Below are 1,634 nucleotides of genomic sequence, written 5' to 3' on the forward strand. Positions count from 1 at the left end.
CTATTACGTAGATGGTCGGGATGTAACCGCCCACTTTGCTTTAGAATACGGCATGATAGGTGCCGCCGATAGTATTATCAGAGAAAAGAAGAGTAGGTACAATATCGAGGTTCTGGAGAACTGCCAAGTATCGGTGCTAGATTATCAAGAATTGGAATCATTTCTTTATCAAAACCCCAGCTTAGAACGGTTAGCTCGAAAGCTTACTCAAATGATTTATATGGACTTGGTAGAGAGAATGGAGGGAATGACTTTCCTTTCTGCCAGAGACCGATACGAGCATTTGACTGTCCGCTATCCCGGTATTACCCAAAGAGTGAATTTGGGTCATATCGCTTCCTTCTTAGGAATTACCCCTGAAACCCTGAGTAGAATTAGAGGCCAATCCTAATTTTTTGATATACATCAAGAACTAATAAGTGCCAGACTTCTAACTTCGCTTTATTAGAAGAATAAGCGATATGCTAAGTAACATCACTTTTAAAAAAATATTTCTTATTGATAGTGTAGGGGCCATTGTTACGGCGCTTATGCTAAGCCAAGTGTTAGCTCAATTTGAACATATTTTCGGGATGCCACAACCAACGCTCTTTACTTTGGCCGGTATTGCCAGTGGTTTTGCTTTGTATTCTATAACTTGCTACTGGTTAGTGAAAAAGCATTGGAGGCGATATCTAATAGGTATTGCTGTAGCTAATATTGCCTATTGTATTTTGACTTTAGGCTTAATTATTAAATTGTCTGATACTATCACCTATTTAGGAATCGCCTATTTTGGAGGTGAAATTATATTAGTTGTAGCATTAGCTATCTTTGAATTTCAATTTGCCAGAACCAAGTAAAGCAACTATCTGGGTCCAAAGTAATTACTACTTAGAGCATCGTTGTTAGTGTCGTTTGTTCTGGCCAAGGTTATAGTAAAATAGTACCGTAAAATAGCGTTGTGCTCAGAGAAATGACTTGGAAAGATCGTTCAAGAGTGTTAAAAATATATGGATTAGAAATTGAAACAAGAAGTGCCACATTTGAAACTAAATTCCCTAGTTGGGTAAATCAGGATATTAACCGTTTGGAACACTCCAGATTGGTGTATACAAATTACCAGGAAAGAATTCTGTGCTGGGGCGCACTATCGGCAGTTTCGAAAAGGTTGATATATGGTTTTTTAGGTAAAACCTACTAGGCAACAGATAGATACACATTGCAATTAGAAGACCTTGGTAGCGCGCTTGAACATTCTGAGAATCGTACGCCGATGGTAAACAATCGGGTAAGAATTTTTCTTGTATACTTAATGCGTGTTTGAATCTTAAATTCAGAATTTGTTATGTAGTATTCTTTGATTAGTCGCGCGGCGAACTGTTGAGACTCTTTTAAGGAAGAGAATCTTAGCTACCTTCTGCAAAAAAGCCACCATAGGGTGGCCGAAGCATGAGCAGAAAAGATCCATCGCCCAGCAACCTGGAAGAAGATTAAAAGACAAAGTTAAAACATGCTCGTATGTTTATGGAAGTCAGCTAAATCAGATGAATGTAGTAGTTTAGTATTATCAGGCAGATGAAGGATAAACATGCAAACACACTGTCTTTGCAGTGATGTTGATTAAGAGATTACCTCTCTGCCTGGAGGTTCTT

The 1,634-nt window shown here is 38.4% G+C and carries 2 protein-coding genes; both read left to right on the top strand.

Annotated elements, in window-relative coordinates:
- Nucleotides 1–391: Crp/Fnr family transcriptional regulator (locus WBA23_RS13130; protein ID WP_424582731.1), on the top strand; the 391-nt coding region annotated here is incomplete at its 5' end.
- Nucleotides 392–461: 70 nt separating this feature from the next.
- Entirely contained in the window at nucleotides 462–842 is a 381-nt protein-coding gene (locus WBA23_RS13135; RefSeq protein WP_424582732.1) for a DUF3938 domain-containing protein, read from the top strand.
- Nucleotides 843–1,634: the final 792 nt, after the last annotated feature.

The organism is Tunicatimonas sp. (assembly GCF_049647865.1).
Lineage (GTDB): Bacteria > Bacteroidota > Bacteroidia > Cytophagales > Cyclobacteriaceae > Tunicatimonas.

What these genes read in the sequence shown, in the direction of transcription:
- WBA23_RS13135 (WP_424582732.1), top strand. Translation starts at nt 462, where the DNA reads ATGCTAAGTAACATCACTTTTAAAAAAATATTTCTTATTGATAGTGTA.